Origin of the sequence: Bacillus sp. 22190 (assembly GCF_052045575.1) — a bacterium.
Classification (GTDB): Bacteria; Bacillota; Bacilli; order Bacillales; family Bacillaceae; genus Bacillus; species Bacillus altitudinis.
Window position 1 is genome coordinate 26,079 of sequence record NZ_JBQEPF010000015.1, and the last position, 14,566, is coordinate 40,644.

Sequence of the window (14,566 nt, forward strand, 5' to 3'; positions counted from 1 at the left end):
TTGAAAAGGGTGAGAAAAAGCTTTGTTTTGCTTGTAACGGGGATCCTTTTTGTACTGATTCTCTCCGCATGCGGTCAAAAATCTCAACAGGATATCGTTGGAGATTTAAACAAAAAGGCAGAGGAAATGACATCATACAAAGCCAAAGCAAAAATGACCATTGAGACAGGAAATGATCCGCAGGAATACCATGTGGAAATTTGGTACAAGAAGCCGGAGCTTTACCGTGTCTACTTAGAAAATCCGAAGAAGGATCAGAGTCAAGTCATTTTAAGAAATGGCAATGGTGTATTTGTGCTGACACCTTCATTAAACAAAAGCTTCCGCTTCCATAGCGATTGGCCGAACAACAGCAGTCAGGTGTATTTATTTGAATCGCTTGTGAAAGACATTAAAAATGACAGTGCAGCTCAGTTCAAAGCAAAAGAGTCGAAGTACGTTTTTGAAACAAAAACCAACTATCAGCACAATCAAATGCTGCCGACCCAAGAGATTACTTTTCATAAAAAAACAATGGCGCCTGCTAGTGTGAAAGTACTGGACAGCGATAAAAAGCCAATGGTGAAAGTAGAATTCTCTCACTTTGAATTCAACAAATCCTTTGACAAAGATGCCTTTGATGAGAAGAAAAATATGACACTTTCTCAAATGGATGTTGCCACAAGTGCAGATCCATCTGACAGCTTTGCTGTGAAAACGCCTGTGGATATGCCAGAGGGCGTGAAGAAAATGGAAGAGAAAGAAATGACAACAGATGCTGGAAAGCGGTATGTGATGACGTATGGCGGAAAGAAATCCTTCACGCTCATTCAGGAAAAAGCGCGGGTAGCAGAAGCGTCTACGCCTGTGACGATGAATGGCGAGCCAGTCGATCTTGGCATGACAGTGGGTGTTCTGACAGACAAATCTCTTTCTTGGACATCTGATGGAGTTGACTATTTAATTTCTTCAAGTGATTTATCGAAAGAAGAACTCTTAATGGTCGCCAAAAGTGTAGAAGGACAGTCAGCGAAATAGGCGAGATTCTTAACATAACAACAAATCAGCCCTGTGCAGGGGCTGATTTTCTTTGAGTTGTTTCACATTATTCTGGATTTTTAGTATCATAATGAAGTATTGAATCATTCAATAGGGAAGTGTGATGAATGGACACAAATGCCTTTTATAGAGACACATGGGCAGAAATTGATTTAACAGCAATCAAGCATAATGTTTCACATATGAAAGACCATATTGGTCAAAGCGTCCAACTAATGGCTGTTGTGAAAGCCAATGCATATGGACATGGAGATATAGAAGTGGCAAAAGCTGCCCTCGAAGCAGGAGCAGACCTATTAGCCGTCGCTTTTTTAGATGAAGCCATTTCTTTAAGAAATAAAGGTGTAAAAGCACCTATTCTTGTGCTCGGCGCAGTACCGTCAGAGTATGTCAAAGTCGCCGTTAGATACAACGTTATCATGACTGCTTACTCTATCCAGTGGCTGAGAGAAGTCGTCAAAGTGATGAAAGGGCAGATGGGACAACCCATTCGTTTCCACTTGAAAATCGACAGCGGCATGAATCGGTTAGGTGTGAAAACAATCGAGCAGGTGAGCGAAGTAAAAGAGCTTGTCCACGCTCATTCTTTTTTACAGCTGGAAGGAGTATTTACTCACTTTGCCACAGCGGATGAAAAAGATGAAAACTACTTCGGTATGCAGGTTGATACGTTTAAAACATTGCTTCAACCGCTTCATACGGACAAACTGCTCATTCATTGCGCCAACAGTGCAGCAGGTCTAAGGTTTAAAGACACTTTATTTAATATGGTTCGTTTTGGCATCAGTATGTACGGGCTGTCGCCGTCGGAAGAAATCAAAGATGAATTGCCGTTTCAACTGGAAGAAGCATTATCTCTTCATACAAAACTTGCACATGTAAAGCCCATTCAAAAGGGTGAGAGCGTGAGCTATGGTGCAACTTATACAGCGAATCAAGATACATGGATTGGTACGATTCCAATCGGGTATGCAGACGGCTGGATCAGGAAGCTTGCCGGAACAGAAGTGCTCGTTGGCGGAAAACGCCGAAAAATTGCTGGAAGGGTGTGCATGGATCAATTCATGGTTGATTTGAAAAAGGACATTCCGGCAGGGGAGCCAGTCGTGCTCATCGGCACACAAGGCGAAGACAGGATATCTGTCGATGAAATAGCCAAGCGGCTTGAAACCATTAACTACGAAGTCACATGTTCTGTTGGCTACCGCGTCCCAAGAGTCTATATAGAGGACGGCAAAAGGGTTCATGTACGTAATCCGCTGCTTCAAGGCGGGCCAAGCTTTTTATAAACAGCATCCACGGGAACGATGTTCAAACTGACATCGTTCTCTTTTATTCTACAAAGGCATCATAAACATTCTCCCTTTTTTAGAGATTTTGGAAATACCGTATGATTTTCGGAAAAAAGCGTATAATGGGAAAGAGGAACTCCATTATCATCTTGATTTACGGGTGGCGAGCCGCTTCATGTTCTAATAAGAAATCATGAAAAAACAGCTTTGCTTGTGCATTGAATAATGGTATGATTAGTCTTGGAATGGATCGAAACGGTATCCGTAAGTTTTGTGGAGGTGTATGTTTTTTGTCTGAATCCAGCGCAACAAACGAAATGAAGATTCGACTGCCGGAGGCTTTAATGTCTGAGATCGAACGAGTAGCAGAGCAGGATAAGGTAACAAGAAATGAATTGATCTACCGAGCGACAAAAACGTATATTCGTGAACGTAATATTCGACAAAATCGTGAATCGATGAGACGCGGCTACATGGAGATGGCGAAAATTAATCTGAATATCTCTTCAGAGGCACAATACGCAGAATTTGAGGCTGAGAATACAGTTGAGCGATTAGTCAGCGGGGGTTAAACATTTGATTGTTAAACGCGGTGATGTTTACTTTGCTGATTTATCTCCTGTTGTTGGCTCCGAGCAGGGCGGGGTTCGCCCAGTATTGGTGATTCAAAATGACATTGGAAATCGCTTCAGCCCGACTGCTATCGTTGCAGCCATAACAGCCCAAATACAAAAAGCGAAATTACCGACTCACGTCGAAATTAATGCAAAGCGATACGGCTTTGAACGAGATTCTGTCATTCTTTTGGAACAGATTCGTACGATCGATAAACAAAGATTGACAGATAAAATCACACATCTTGATGATGAGATGATGGAGAAGGTTGATGAAGCCTTACAAGTTAGTTTGGCTCTTATTGATTTTTAATATGGTGAGATTTGGTTGCTCTCTTGTGAGCAACTTTTTTTTGTGTTCAATTTTTATTAACGTTATAATGAAGAAAGACTAAAAGAAGTGCTTTTTATGTACGCAGGGGGTAAAACATGTCGAATCATATCGTGTTAGCATTCGCAAGAGAGCATCAAAAGGAATTAGAAAAAGAGTGGACGGACATTTTTAAACGACTCGGTGAAGAAGAAACGGACATGATGCTGAACGACAAAATGTATGAAACCATCTGTTCGGAATATGTTCAGCTCATTATTGCCTCTCTTTCTGAGGGATATGCCGAAGATTTTGAAGAAAAAATGCAAACTTTTGCTTTAAAAATTGTTCAAATGGGTATATCACTTAAGTTACTGGCAAATGGTCTAACAGAAATCCGTACTCATTTATATCAAAAAATGAACAACGACAAAGATACAGCAGAAGAGAGCAATGACCTCATCTGGCAAATTGATCGATTCATCACACCGATTCATAATGAAATTTTGAATCAATATTCCATCTCATGGGAAAAAACCGTGAACCTTCAAAAAATCGCGCTGCAGGAACTGTCTGCCCCGCTGATCCCAGTATTTGAGCATATCACCGTCATGCCGCTTGTTGGAACAATTGATACAGAACGTGCGAAAAAAATTATGGAGAACCTGCTCAATGGTGTCGTCAAACATCGCTCACAGGTCGTCTTGATTGATATCACGGGTGTACCTGTCGTGGACACAATGGTGGCCCACCATATTATTCAAGCGTCAGAGGCTGTGAGATTAGTAGGAGCGAAGTGTTTACTTGTTGGGATTCGCCCAGAAATAGCCCAAACGATCGTTAACCTTGGAATTGATTTATCTCAGGTTACAACAAAGAATACCCTTCAAAAAGGAATTCAAACTGCTTTGGAAATGACAAATCGAAAAATTGTTTCATTGGAGGGATAACCAATTGAGAAATCACCCGAAGATTCCAATCTTAAAATTATATAACTGTCTTCTGATTTCAATACAGTGGGAGCTTGATGATCAAACAGCTCTTCACTTTCAAGAAGACTTACTGAATAAAATTCATGAAACAGGAGCAAACGGTGTTGTCATTGACTTAACATCCGTCGATATGATTGATTCATTTATCGCAAAGGTATTAGGCGATGTGATCACCATGTCCAAGCTCATGGGGGCAAAAGTTGTATTAACAGGAATACAGCCGGCAGTCGCTGTGACGCTTATTGAACTTGGCATTTCACTGGAAGAAATTCAGACAGCACTAGATCTTGAACAAGGGCTTGAGACACTGAAGCGGGAATTGGGGGAATAGATATGAAAGACCAATCCTGTGTAAAAATATTGACGGAATGGGACATAGTCGCAGCAAGACAATTGGGGCGCAATGTTGCAAAAGAACTTGGTTTTGGAACAGTTGACCAAGCAAGAATTACGACGGCCATTTCAGAATTAGCTCGTAACATCTATTTATACGCTGGTAAAGGTCAGATTTGTATAGAAGAAGTAATGGAGCGCGGAAAGCGTGGACTCAAAGTCATCGCAGCCGATGAGGGTCCTGGCATTATGGATATACGTAAAGTAATGGAAGACGGATTTTCTACATCAGGCGGACTCGGAGCAGGCTTGCCGGGCGTCAGAAGACTGATGGATGAATTTAAATTAGATTCCGCACCAGAACAAGGAACTGAGATACAAGCTGTCAAGTGGCTTCGCTAGGAGGGAAACCATGGATTTTAAGGAGGTAATGGAGCAGCGGTATCATCAGCTGCTCAGTCGTTATATCAGTGATTTAACTGAAACATCGCTTTATCAAGCTCAAAAATTTAGCCGTAAAACCATTGAGCATCAAATACCTCCTGAAGAAATAGTGAGTGTTCACCGAAAAGTGATTCAGGAGCTTTACCCTGATTTGCCGGAAGATGTCTTTCATTCACTAGACTTCTTAATTGAAGTCATGATTGGATACGGACTTGCCTACCAGGAGCATTTAACACTAAGAGGCATTCAGCAAGAAATTAAGTCGGAAATTGAAATTGCTGCAAATGTTCAGCAAACCCTTCTGGAAACGAAAATTCCAGAAGGAGACACATTTGATATCGGAGCCATCAGTGTGCCGGCAAAACAGATGAGTGGGGATTATTACCATTTCGTAACAGATCACGATACAATCAATATCGCGATTGCAGACGTCATTGGGAAAGGAATTCCAGCTGCGCTCTGTATGTCGATGATTAAGTATGCGATGGATTCCTTGCCAGAGTCAGGCAGCGGCCCAACGAAAGTGCTCAAAACCCTTAATCGTGTGGTCGAGCAAAACGTAGACCCAAGCATGTTTATCACCATGTTTTATGGCAGCTATAATAAAGAAACACATGAATTTAAGTACGCATCGGCTGGACATGAGCCGGGCTTTTTCTATTGCAAAAAAGAGAATCAATTTTACGATTTAGATGCAAAGGGTCTTGTTCTTGGAATCGCACCAGACTTTGATTACAGGGAATATGAGCAACATTTGGACGTAGGAGATATGGTGATCTTATTTTCAGATGGGGTCACCGAATCCAAGTCAGAGGACGGCTTCTTAGAGCGCGAAGATATCAAAGCGCTCATAGCAGAGCATCTTTCCTATTCAGCGCAGGAAATGGTCGACGCTATCTATGCAAGCTTACTCAAATTACAAGATTTTCAGCTTCACGATGACTTTACTTTACTTGTCCTTAAAAGAAAGGTTTAGAAAGTGAATATGCGGGTATATAAAACTTTAGGAAACAAGAATTTCGAGGTGAATGCATAATGAATATGTCTGTAAAAGAGCATCAAATAGATCATAAGACGAAAATTAGTGTCAGCGGAGAAATCGATGTGTACTCTGCTCCTGAGCTGAGAGAAACCCTTATGCCCAAAGCAGAGAAAGGAGAGCATCTTGACATTTGTCTGAAAGATGTTACTTACATGGATAGTACAGGTTTAGGTGTGTTTGTTGGGCTGTTCAAAGCGGCTCAAAAAGCAGGAGGATCATTAAAGCTTGAGAACTTGTCGGATCGGCTTGTCAGATTGTTTGAAATCACTGGACTAAAGGACATCATTGACATTTCTGCAAAGTCAGAGGGTGGGGTACAATGAACGAATCAGTAGATCTAATCGAGATGAAAATACCGGCGAAACCAGAATACGTAGGCATCATTCGTCTGACTCTTTCAGGCGTTGCAAGCCGGATGGGCTATGCCTACGAAGAGATTGAGGACTTGAAAATTGCCGTCAGTGAGGCGTGTACCAATGCAGTTCAGCATGCCTATAAAGGTGCAGATGGCGAAGATGGAGAGGTAGCGGTTCGCTTTCTTGTCTATGAAGATCGTCTAGAAATTATTGTCGCTGATAAAGGCGGTAGCTTTGACTTTAAGCAAAAGCAGGAAGACCTAGGGCCGTACACATCTGCTCATACGGTGGATCAATTGGCAGAAGGAGGTCTTGGTTTATACTTAATGCAAACATTGATGGATGAAGTCGAGGTGCAAGCAAACTCCGGAGTTACCGTGGCAATGACAAAGTTTTTAAACAGGGAGCGAGTTGACCATGACACAACCATCCAAAACTATGAAACTAACTAAAGATGAAGTGGATCGCCTCATTCAAAGCTATCAATCCAACCAAGACGAGCAGGCGCAGCTGACACTAGTTGAGTGTTATACAAACCTTGTGGATATGCTCGCGAAGAAATACTCCAAAGGAAAAAGCTTTCATGAGGATTTAAGACAAGTTGGAATGATTGGTCTACTCGGCGCAATTAAGCGTTATGATCCACTTGTCGGTAAATCATTTGAGGCATTTGCCATTCCAACCATTATCGGGGAAATCAAACGCTTTTTACGTGATAAAACATGGAGTGTCCATGTACCAAGACGAATTAAAGAGCTTGGACCAAGAATCAAGATGGCAGTTGATCACCTGACAACGGAAACGCAAAAGTCACCTAAAGTACAAGAAATCGCAGAATATCTAGATGTAACAGAAGAAGAAGTTCTTGAAACAATGGAGATGGGCAAAAGCTATCAAGCGCTGTCTGTTGACCAAGGCGTAGAGGCTGATTCTGAAGGAAGCACTGTGACGATTTTAGACGTTGTCGGCTCACAAGAAGAAGGGTACGAACGTGTAAACCAAAAAATGATGCTTGAAAGTGTGCTTCACGTTCTGACAGATAGAGAAAAAGAAATTATCAATCTCACGTATTTGCAAAATAAAAGCCAGAAAGAAACAGGCGATTTACTCGGCATATCTCAAATGCATGTATCAAGGCTGCAGCGGAAGGCAGTTAAAAAGCTACGAGATGCATTGTCAGAAGATGCGTCTATGGAGCTAGGGTAATGAAGCAGATCGAACAGCATGAGCATGTAAACGCCATTATCTATCAATCGAACAAAGAAGGAAAATCATGCTGCGGGGACAGTTTTTTTATTAAAGCAGATGATGAAGAACTAATTTGTGCTGTAGCAGACGGATTAGGCAGCGGCCAGTTCGCCAATGAATCATCTTCTTTAGTCAGCGAAATTGTCGAAGAATATGGACATGAGGATGTAACAACCCTCATCGATAGATGCAATCAGGCCATGAAAAATAAACGCGGGGCCACTGTAGCCATATTAAAGGTGAATTTTTCCCAGCAGCAGTTTACCTATTGTTCGGTTGGCAATATCCGATTTATCTTGAATGCACCTTCTGGCGACTATATTTATCCACTTCCGACATCAGGATATCTATCAGGTAAACCTAGAAAATATAAAACATACACCTATTCCTACGAAAAAGGATCGACATTCATTATGTATTCCGACGGACTGAATGTGCCAAACATGCGAATGTGTTTAAAGCATAGCCATTCAGTTGCAGACATCGCCAAACAACTTGAAACATACACACAAGACAAGAAGGACGATCTCACCTATGTACTTGGTCAGCTTACATGAAATAGCTGACCTTTTTTCTGTTTTGCCGGTTTTTTTGATACACTAAAAGAGAAGACACAGTGAGAGGATGCAAAGTATGAAGACATCTGACTTTTTATTGAAACAAATTGCGACAGAATTAAAGCTTTCAACAAAACAAATTGGAAGTGTGATCCAGCTATTAGAGGATGGCAACACCGTCCCGTTTATTGCACGATACCGGAAAGAGCAGACAGGCTCACTAGACGAGGTGCAAATTCAAACCATTTCTGAACGCTATACATATATCCAAAATGTGATGAATCGAAAAGAAGAAGTGATTCGCTTAATCGCTGAACAAGACAAATTAACTGATGAATTAAAACAGAAGATCGAGCAGGCGCATAAGTTGCAAGAGGTCGAAGATTTATACCGTCCATTTAAACAAAAGCGTAAAACAAAGGCAAATGTAGCCAAAGCAAAAGGACTTGAGCCGCTGGCGGAGTATTTACTGAAGCTGCCAAACGATGAGATCGAAAAGAAAGCATCGGCTTTTATCAATGAAGAAAAAGAAGTCACAACTGCAGAAGAAGCACTGGAGGGCGCCCAGCACATCATTGCTGAACAGCTCGCAGATGATCCTGATATGCGAAAATGGATTCGCAGTGAAACGTACCAAAAGGGCAGTCTGGTCACATCAGGAAAAGACGTCGAAAGCGATGAGAAAAACGTCTATGAAATGTATTACGATTATCAAGAGCCAATCAAAAAGATTGTTCCGCACCGTGTACTAGCGGTCAATCGCGGGGAGAAAGAGGGCATTTTAAAGGCAGCCATCGAACCACCTGCTGAAAATATTCGCTTCTATCTCGACAAACAAGTTCTAAAAGGCAAACAGACGACGGCGAGACCGTTTATTGAAGCGGCAATCGATGATGCGTATAAACGCCTCATTCAGCCTTCCATCGAGCGAGAAATACGAAAAGAGCTGACAGAAAAAGCAGAGGAACAAGCGATTCATATTTTTGCTGAAAACTTAAGAAAACTGCTGCTTCAGCCGCCGATGAAAGGGAAACGTGTACTTGGAGTCGATCCCGCATTTCGGACAGGCTGTAAATTAGCTGTCGTGGATGATACAGGCAAAGTCCATCATATTGGCGTCATTTACCCGCATCCGCCCGTGCAGAAAAAAGCGGAAGCGAAACAAAAAGTGAAAGAGATCATTCAATCATCAAACATCGAAGTCATTGCGATTGGAAACGGAACAGCCTCAAGAGAGACAGAACAATTCATTGCAGACTTGATTCAAGAACTGGATCAGCCGGTGTCTTATTTGATCGTGAATGAAGCTGGAGCAAGTGTTTACTCCGCATCAGCGCTGGCGCGAGAAGAGTTTCCAGATCTGCAAGTCGAAGAGCGAAGCGCCATCTCAATTGCTAGAAGATTACAAGATCCTTTAGCAGAGCTCGTGAAAATTGATCCGAAGTCTGTCGGTGTGGGCCAATACCAGCATGATGTCAGCCAGAAGCAATTAAACAGCTCGTTAACCTTTGTGGTAGAAACAGTCGTCAACCAAGTTGGTGTAAACGTCAATACAGCCTCACAGGCGCTGCTGCAATATGTATCAGGCCTTTCAAAAGCCGTCGCAGGAAATATCATCAAGCGCCGCGAAGAGATTGGGAGATTCACAAGCAGAAAAGAATTGAAGGATATCCCAAGGCTCGGTGCTAAGACATATGAGCAGTGTATCGGTTTCCTTCGCATTACAGATGGACAAGACCCGCTTGATCGTACAGGTATTCACCCTGAGAGCTATAAAGAAACAAAACAGTTTTTACGCATGATCAACATGACGCCAGACGATCTTGGCACAGAGCAGTTAAAAGAGAAAATTGCTGAAGTGAAACTGGACGAAGCAGCAGAACAGCTTGAAATTGGCTCAATCACTCTTCAAGATATCATTGATCAGCTCACAAGACCTGAGCGTGATCCGCGCGATGAAGTACCAAAGCCGCTTTTAAAAACAGATGTATTGAAATTAGAAGACTTGAAGCAAGGGATGGAGCTACAAGGAACGGTGAGGAACGTCGTAGACTTCGGCGCATTCGTTGATATTGGCGTCAAGCAGGATGGACTTGTCCACATTTCCAAGCTAAGCAATCGATTTGTGAAACATCCGCTCGACGTGGTATCAGTTGGTGACATTGTGACCGTATGGGTAGACTCCGTTGACCAGGCAAAAGGCCGGGTCGCTCTATCGATGCTAAAACCAGAGTAAACAAAAAACGAGGCGCACCTTAGGATGGGGTGTGCCTTGATGTGACTGAATGTTTTTTTCTATAGAAGTACCAGCATTGATTGAGTAATTTGATTTGATAATGATTTTTCTCATAAAATGCTTTCTGCATCTGATTTTTCAGCCAGTTGGGCATCGCCCATTCCTCCTTTGATCAAAACAGTGGGTGTACCTTCAATGTATGCAAAGGGGAAATTGTCCCGTTCGAGGTTTTTATAGAAAGGAACGATCTTGATTGAACGAAAGAGAGTTACAGCAGTTAACAGAAGACATTTCAGAGCAGTTCTTTGGTAAGGCGTTTCGCCATCAGGCTGTTTTTAATGACCGTCTTAAAACGACAGGCGGGCGATATTTACTTGGAACACACAATATCGAATTGAACCGCCGATACCTAGAAGAACATGGACGAGAAGAATTAATCGGGATCATCAAGCATGAGCTGTGTCATTATCATCTGCATCTTGAGGGAAAAGGCTATCAGCATCGTGACCGTTCCTTTAAAGAGTTATTAAAACAAGTAGGAGCCCCGCGTTTTTGTACAGCGCTAAAGACCGTACAAAATAAACGACGTGGACAGAAGCGACAAGAATATGTTTGCACAGGATGCGGTCAGTATTTTATGAGGAAAAGGCGAGTTGATACCTCTCGTTATGTGTGCGGCGTCTGCAAAGGAAAATTAAAATGGCAGCGTACAATCGGTTCAGAGTGATATGCATTCCTTTATGGGATGCTTTTTTTTGTGAGATGAAGTAGACATATTGAGACAAATAGAGACGCGAGTCTCATTTTGTCTCTTTTTTGATCGATGGGAATCGCTCAAATCCTAAGCTTTCAAGCGCCATGATGTTGGCACGCTTTTTGCTTGTATAGAAGTGTAAGCAAAAAAGATAGGAGGTTTTATCATGGAAATGTCACTCACAAAAGAAAAAGCCGTTTGGATGTATCAAAAAATGCAGGAAATTCGCCAATTTGAAGATCAAGTACACATGCTTTTTACAAAAGGGATCTTGCCAGGTTTTGTCCATCTTTATGCTGGTGAAGAAGCTGTAGCTGTAGGAGTCTGTGCTCATCTGAATGAACAAGACAGTATTACAAGTACACACCGTGGCCACGGTCATTGTATCGCCAAGGGCTGTGATCTAAAAGGAATGATGGCAGAAATCTATGGAAAAGCCACAGGTCTTTGTAAAGGTAAAGGTGGATCTATGCACATAGCAGATTTTGATAAAGGAATGCTCGGTGCCAACGGGATTGTTGGAGGCGGCTTTCCACTTGCGTGCGGGGCAGCCCTCACGGCTAAATATAAAAAGAAAGATAATATAAGCGTTTGCTTTTTTGGGGATGGTGCTAATAATCAAGGGACTTTTCACGAAGGAATCAATCTCGCTGCCATCTGGAAACTGCCAGTCATTTTCATCGCAGAAAACAATGGTTACGGGGAAGCGACACCATTTTCGTATGCTTCAAGCTGCAAATCGATTGTGGATCGAGCCGCCAGTTATGGTATTCCGGGTATTCAAGTGGATGGAAAAGATGTGACAGCCGTTTATCAAGCAGCAGAACAAGCGATAGAACGAGCAAAAAATGGAGAAGGTCCGACATTGATTGAATGCATGACATATCGGAATTATGGTCATTTTGAAGGAGACGCTCAGCGCTACAAAACCAATCAAGAAAAAACCGAACATCAAGAAGAGAAAGATGCCATCACTCTTTTTAAAATTGAATTATTAAAGCAGCAGCTGCTAACAGATCAAGAAATATCAAGTATTGAAGCGTCTGTAGCAGAAGCGATAGATGAAGCCGTGAGATTCAGTGAAGAAAGTGAATATCCAGATCATACTGAATTGCTAACTGATGTGTATGTTTCGTATCAATAAATCTGAAAGGAGAGAGGGAAATGACAAGAGAAATCAGCATGTCTAGTGCTTTGAATGAAGCGATTAAACTGGCAATGAGAAGAGATGGAGATGTCATTTTGATGGGGGAAGATGTTGCGGGAGGTGCTCATGTAGATCACTTACAGGATGATGAAGCATGGGGCGGTGTTCTTGGTGTAACAAAAGGGATTGTTCAGGAATTTGGGCGTGAACGTGTCCTTGATACACCGATTAGTGAAGCTGGCTATATAGGTGCGGCCATGGCAGCTGCTTCAACAGGATTAAGACCAATTGCTGAACTCATGTTTAATGATTTTATCGGTACTTGTCTCGACCAAGTGCTGAATCAAGGCGCAAAATTTCGATACATGTTTGGCGGAAAAGCAGAGGTGCCTATCACGATTAGAACGACACATGGGGCGGGTTTTAGAGCAGCTGCCCAGCATTCGCAAAGTTTGTATGCACTATTTACAAGTATCCCTGGATTGAAAGTAGTCGTACCTTCTTCACCTTATGATGCCAAAGGGCTGCTGCTGGCAGCTATTGAGGATCAGGACCCTGTCATCTTTTTTGAAGACAAGACGCTTTACAATATCACAGGAGATGTGCCGGAAAGGTATTACACACTTCCGCTTGGTAAAGCAGATGTGAAGAGAGAGGGATCTGATGTAACCATCTTTGCAGTAGGCAAACAAGTGCATACAGCACTCGAAGCAGCAGAGCAACTATCTGCTCAAGGTATTGAAGCGGAAGTGATTGATCCAAGAAGTTTGTCACCACTCGATGAAGAGGCGATTCTAACTTCAGTAGAGAAAACAAATCGGCTTGTCATTGTGGATGAAGCAAATCCGAGGTGCGGAATTGCCTCAGATATTTCTTCTCTGGTTGCGGATAAAGGATTTGATTTACTTGACGCTCCAATCAAAAAAGTGACGGCTCCTCATACACCGGTACCATTTTCACCACCTCTTGAAGATATATATCTGCCAACACCTGATAAAGTTGTGAACACCGTATTAGAGATGATTGGCAAGAGTCATGACAAGATCTTGAACTAGAGAAAGGAGAGAGGGAGATGGCTGTCGAAGTTGTGATGCCTAAATTGGGCATGTCGATGAAAGAAGGAACGGTATCTGTCTGGAATAAAGAGGTCGGTGAGACCGTAAATAAAGGGGAAAGCATTGCAAGCATCAACTCCGAAAAAATTGAAATGGAAATCGACTCCCCTGCTGAAGGAACCATATTGGATATAAAAGTACCTGAGGGAGAAGGTGTACCGCCTGGCACGGTCATCTGCTATATCGGTGAAGGAAATGAACAAGTGGAGAGAAAGAAAGAAAAAGAAATCCAGTCAAAACCAAAGAAAGAGAGAAAAAAAATCTCCCCTGTTGCCCGTAAAATGGCGAATAGCGCAAACCTAGACATTGATACGCTAGTGGGGACAGGACCAGGTGGAAGAATTACGAAAGAGGATGTGCTTCGTGCACTTCCTGAACGGAAAGAGAAGAAACAAAACGAGACAGTGCAACAGCCTATTAACATGATGCGGAAAACAATTGCCTCAAGAATGATGGAAAGCCTGCAAACAAGTGCACAATTAACCATTACGATGAAAGCGGACGTGACAAAACTGACAAACCTACAACAACAGCTGAATGAAACAGCCATCGCACGTTACGAGACAAAGTTGACCATCACCGATTTTGTAGCCAAAGCAGCGATCCTATCGTTGTTAGAACATCCTGCGATGAACAGTCAATATCATAACGGAGTTGTCGAAACCTTTGAGAATGTTCATCTTGGGATTGCTGCTGCGTTAGATAACGGATTGGCTGTACCGGTTATTCGGCATGCGGAGCGGTTAACGCTGATAGAGCTGGCGAAGGGCATAAAATTGTATGGTAAAAAAGCACGTGAAGGAAAGCTTCTACATGACGAAATCAAAGGTTCTACCTTTACCATCACCAATCTTGGAGCGTATGGTGTAGAGCATTTCACACCAATTTTGAATCCGCCGGAAGCGGGGATCCTTGGTGTCGGAACAATGTATGACACCCCTGTTTATCGAGAAGATGAATTGTGCAAAGGGACCATCCTACCACTCAGTCTTACGTTTGATCACCGCGTGCTGGACGGGGCGCCTGCCTCTGCATTTTTATCAACGGTCAAAGCACACTTAGAAGAACCAATATCCATTCTTTTATAG

Annotated in this window: 18 protein-coding genes; 17 read left to right on the plus strand and 1 reads right to left on the minus strand. The window is 42.5% G+C overall.

Features of this window, described 5'->3' with window-relative positions; genetic code table 11:
• From ACTJKA_RS16475 to ACTJKA_RS16535, 13 genes are all read left to right on the plus strand, one after another.
• Window positions 1-1,017 carry an outer membrane lipoprotein-sorting protein gene (locus ACTJKA_RS16475; RefSeq protein WP_007496489.1) on the plus strand — a complete coding sequence of 339 codons (1,017 nt, stop codon included), beginning with the start codon at window positions 1-3 and terminating at the stop codon, window positions 1,015-1,017.
• Window positions 1,018-1,145: 128 nt separating this feature from the next.
• Window positions 1,146-2,327, plus strand: coding sequence for an alanine racemase (gene alr / locus ACTJKA_RS16480; protein ID WP_017366664.1), 1,182 nt, complete (start codon window positions 1,146-1,148; stop codon window positions 2,325-2,327).
• A gap of 293 nt (window positions 2,328-2,620) precedes the next feature.
• Complete coding sequence (locus tag ACTJKA_RS16485; protein WP_003214273.1) at window positions 2,621-2,902, plus strand: hypothetical protein; 282 nt, start codon at window positions 2,621-2,623, stop codon at window positions 2,900-2,902.
• 4 nt (window positions 2,903-2,906) lie between these two features.
• Window positions 2,907-3,257, plus strand: coding sequence for a type II toxin-antitoxin system endoribonuclease NdoA (gene ndoA / locus ACTJKA_RS16490; protein ID WP_003214169.1), 351 nt, complete (start codon window positions 2,907-2,909; stop codon window positions 3,255-3,257).
• Between the two features lie 116 nt (window positions 3,258-3,373).
• Entirely contained in the window at window positions 3,374-4,204 is an 831-nt protein-coding gene (locus ACTJKA_RS16495; RefSeq protein ID WP_008346908.1) for an RsbT co-antagonist protein RsbRA, read from the plus strand.
• A gap of 4 nt (window positions 4,205-4,208) precedes the next feature.
• Entirely contained in the window at window positions 4,209-4,577 is a 369-nt protein-coding gene (gene rsbS, locus ACTJKA_RS16500; RefSeq protein WP_003214235.1) for an RsbT antagonist protein RsbS, read from the plus strand.
• Between the two features lie 2 nt (window positions 4,578-4,579).
• Window positions 4,580-4,981: an anti-sigma regulatory factor gene (locus tag ACTJKA_RS16505; protein ID WP_003214085.1), complete on the plus strand. Its 402-nt coding sequence runs from the start codon at window positions 4,580-4,582 to the stop codon at window positions 4,979-4,981.
• 10 nt (window positions 4,982-4,991) lie between these two features.
• Complete coding sequence (locus tag ACTJKA_RS16510; protein ID WP_008346904.1) at window positions 4,992-5,999, plus strand: PP2C family protein-serine/threonine phosphatase; 1,008 nt, start codon at window positions 4,992-4,994, stop codon at window positions 5,997-5,999.
• Between the two features lie 59 nt (window positions 6,000-6,058).
• Entirely contained in the window at window positions 6,059-6,388 is a 330-nt protein-coding gene (locus ACTJKA_RS16515; protein WP_008346902.1) for an anti-sigma factor antagonist, read from the plus strand.
• Window positions 6,385-6,873 carry an anti-sigma B factor RsbW gene (gene rsbW, locus ACTJKA_RS16520; protein ID WP_007496471.1) on the plus strand — a complete coding sequence of 163 codons (489 nt, stop codon included), beginning with the start codon at window positions 6,385-6,387 and terminating at the stop codon, window positions 6,871-6,873. The genes ACTJKA_RS16515 and rsbW overlap by 4 nt, the downstream gene beginning before the upstream one ends.
• Window positions 6,839-7,627: an RNA polymerase sigma factor SigB gene (gene sigB / locus ACTJKA_RS16525; RefSeq protein ID WP_012009000.1), complete on the plus strand. Its 789-nt coding sequence runs from the start codon at window positions 6,839-6,841 to the stop codon at window positions 7,625-7,627. The genes rsbW and sigB overlap by 35 nt, the downstream gene beginning before the upstream one ends.
• Window positions 7,627-8,226, plus strand: a complete 600-nt coding sequence (locus tag ACTJKA_RS16530) for a PP2C family serine/threonine-protein phosphatase (RefSeq protein WP_008346897.1) — start codon at window positions 7,627-7,629, stop codon at window positions 8,224-8,226. Before sigB ends, ACTJKA_RS16530 begins: the two co-directional genes overlap by 1 nt.
• 76 nt (window positions 8,227-8,302) lie before the next feature.
• A complete protein-coding gene (locus ACTJKA_RS16535; protein ID WP_440607850.1) occupies window positions 8,303-10,462 on the plus strand; it encodes a Tex family protein in 2,160 nt (719 codons plus the stop codon).
• Between the two features lie 19 nt (window positions 10,463-10,481).
• Here the strand turns inward: ACTJKA_RS16535 and cmpA are convergent, their stop codons facing one another.
• The gene (cmpA, locus tag ACTJKA_RS16540) at window positions 10,482-10,616 is read right to left on the minus strand and encodes a cortex morphogenetic protein CmpA (RefSeq protein ID WP_008346893.1); all 135 of its coding nucleotides are present in this window, start codon (window positions 10,614-10,616) and stop codon (window positions 10,482-10,484) included.
• Between the two features lie 99 nt (window positions 10,617-10,715).
• Between cmpA and ACTJKA_RS16545 the strand changes: the two genes are divergently transcribed.
• The 4 genes from ACTJKA_RS16545 (at window position 10,716) to ACTJKA_RS16560 (ending at window position 14,566) form a co-directional block, all read left to right on the plus strand.
• On the plus strand, window positions 10,716-11,189 hold the full coding sequence (locus tag ACTJKA_RS16545; protein ID WP_008346891.1) for a SprT family protein: 474 nt from the start codon (window positions 10,716-10,718) through the stop codon (window positions 11,187-11,189).
• A 193-nt stretch (window positions 11,190-11,382) separates the two neighbouring features.
• A complete protein-coding gene (locus ACTJKA_RS16550) occupies window positions 11,383-12,360 on the plus strand; it encodes a thiamine pyrophosphate-dependent dehydrogenase E1 component subunit alpha (RefSeq protein WP_171465026.1) in 978 nt (325 codons plus the stop codon).
• 20 nt (window positions 12,361-12,380) lie between these two features.
• Window positions 12,381-13,418: an alpha-ketoacid dehydrogenase subunit beta gene (locus tag ACTJKA_RS16555; protein WP_017358387.1), complete on the plus strand. Its 1,038-nt coding sequence runs from the start codon at window positions 12,381-12,383 to the stop codon at window positions 13,416-13,418.
• A gap of 17 nt (window positions 13,419-13,435) precedes the next feature.
• The gene (locus tag ACTJKA_RS16560; RefSeq protein ID WP_144741119.1) at window positions 13,436-14,566 is read left to right on the plus strand and encodes a dihydrolipoamide acetyltransferase family protein; all 1,131 of its coding nucleotides are present in this window, start codon (window positions 13,436-13,438) and stop codon (window positions 14,564-14,566) included.